Here is a 2,043-nt window from a genome sequence, read left to right as displayed (position 1 = left end):
CCCGGGACAGCGCTCGCGCCGCTGACGTCGCCGCGTCGCGCGGCGGCGACCGGCGGGGCGCGGGGCTCGGCCGGCGGGGAGCGGGGCGCGGCCGGCCGGTGGGCCGGCGGCGCTCCGGCTGCCGGGTCGGCGGGCCGGTGAGAGGCTGGAACGAGTTGACGCCTCAGGCCCCTGGGGGTTTTCCGATGAGCCCGACCCGGAGACTCGCCGCACTCCCGTGCGGACGCCGCAGCAAGTGGGTGGTGCTGGCCCTCTGGCTGGTGCTGCTGGTGGTCGCGGGTCCGCTCGCCGGCAAGCTCAACGGCGCCGAGGACAACCAGGCCTCCAGCTGGCTGCCCGGCAACGCCGAGTCCACCCAGGTGCTCAACGAGCAGCGGGCCTTCCAACCGGTGGACACCGCGCAGGCCGTGGTGGTCTACCAGCGTGACGGCGGCATCACCCCCACCGACCGGGTCGAGGCGGCCCGGGACGCCGCCGCCTTCGCCGGCGCGCCGCACGTCCTGGGCCAGGTGGTCGGACCGGTGGTCTCCGCCGACGGCCAGGCCATGCAGACCATCGTGCCGATCGACATCGGCACCGGCGGCTGGGAGGACCTGCGCCCGGCGGTGGACAACCTGCGCGCCACCGCCGCCGACGGCAGCCAGGGCATGGTCACCCACGTCACCGGCCCCGCCGGGATCGGCGCCGACCAGGCCGAGGTCTTCGCGGGCATCGACAGCACCCTGCTGGCCGCCACCATCAGTGTGGTGATCGTCCTGCTGCTGCTGACCTACCGCAGCCCCGTCCTGTGGCTGCTGCCGCTGCTCTCGGCCGCCGGGGCGCTGGTCGTCTCCCAGGCGGTGATCTACCTCCTGGCCGACCACGCCGGACTGACCGTCAACGCGCAGAGCGCGGGCATCCTGATCGTGCTGGTGCTCGGCGCCGGCACCGACTACGCGCTGCTGCTCACCGCCCGCTACCGGGAGGAACTGCGAAGGCACGAGGACCGGCACGAGGCGATGGCGTTCGCCCTGCACCGGGCCGGCCCGGCGATCCTGGCCTCCTCGGCCACCGTGGTCGCCTCGATGCTCTGCCTGCTGGTCGCCGAGATGAACTCCACCAGCGGCCTCGGACCGGTCTGTGCGATCGGCGTGCTGGTGGCGCTGGTCGCGATGCTCACCCTCCTGCCGGCACTGCTGGTGGTCTTCGGCCGGTGGGTGTTCTGGCCGGTCAAGCCCGCGTACGGGACGCCGGAGCCGACCCGGACGGGCCGCTGGGCGCACGTCGGCGCCTGGATCGGCCGCCGTCCGCGCAAGGTGTGGATCGGCACCGCCCTGGCCCTGGCCGCCTGCTGCGTCGGCCTGGTCTCGCTGAACGCCACCGGCCTCAGCACGGCCGGCACCTTCACCGGCAAGCCGGACTCGGTGGTCGGCCAGGAGGTGCTGCAGGAGCACTTCCCGGGCGGGACGGGCGCGCCGCTGACCGTGATCAGCACCGAGGCCGGGGCCGTCGCCGTGCGGGCGGCGGCGACCTCGACGCCCGGGGTCGCGGGGACGTCGGCGCCCGAGGTGCACGAGGGGACGGCACTGTTCAGAGCCACCCTCACCGATCCGCCGGACAGCCAGGCCGCGAAGGACACCGTGGACCGGGTACGGACGGCCGTCCACGCGGTGCCGGACGCGGACGCCAAGGTCGGCGGCAGCACGGCGGTGATCCTGGACGCCGGGCGGGCCGCCACGAACGACAACCGGACGATCATCCCGCTGGTCCTCGGCGTGGTGCTGGTGATCCTGGCGCTGCTGCTGCGCGCGATCACCGCGCCGCTGGTGCTGATCGCCACCGTCGTGCTGTCGTACGCGTCGGCGCTCGGGATCAGCGCGTTCTTCTTCGAGCACGTCTTCCACTTCGAGGGCCAGGACAACTCCTTCCCGCTGTTCGTCTTCGTCTTCCTGGTGGCGCTCGGCATCGACTACAACATCTTCCTGATGACCCGGGTGCGGGAGGAGTCCGTCCACCAGGGCACCCGGACGGGGGCGATCTCCGGGCTGGCGGCGACCGGCGGGG

General features: G+C 73.9%; 1 protein-coding gene. It reads left to right on the top strand.

The features are described from left to right. Positions 1-185: 185 nt before the first annotated feature. Positions 186-2,043 (top strand): MMPL family transporter (locus MCM47_RS39820; protein WP_238951731.1); only part of this gene is annotated, 1,858 nt, incomplete at its 3' end.

This window comes from Kitasatospora sp. A2-31 (genome assembly GCF_022288725.1).
Classification (GTDB): Bacteria; Actinomycetota; Actinomycetes; order Streptomycetales; family Streptomycetaceae; genus Kitasatospora.
Note: the sequence above shows the minus strand (reverse complement) of the source record. Positions and strands in the feature narration are given on the sequence as shown.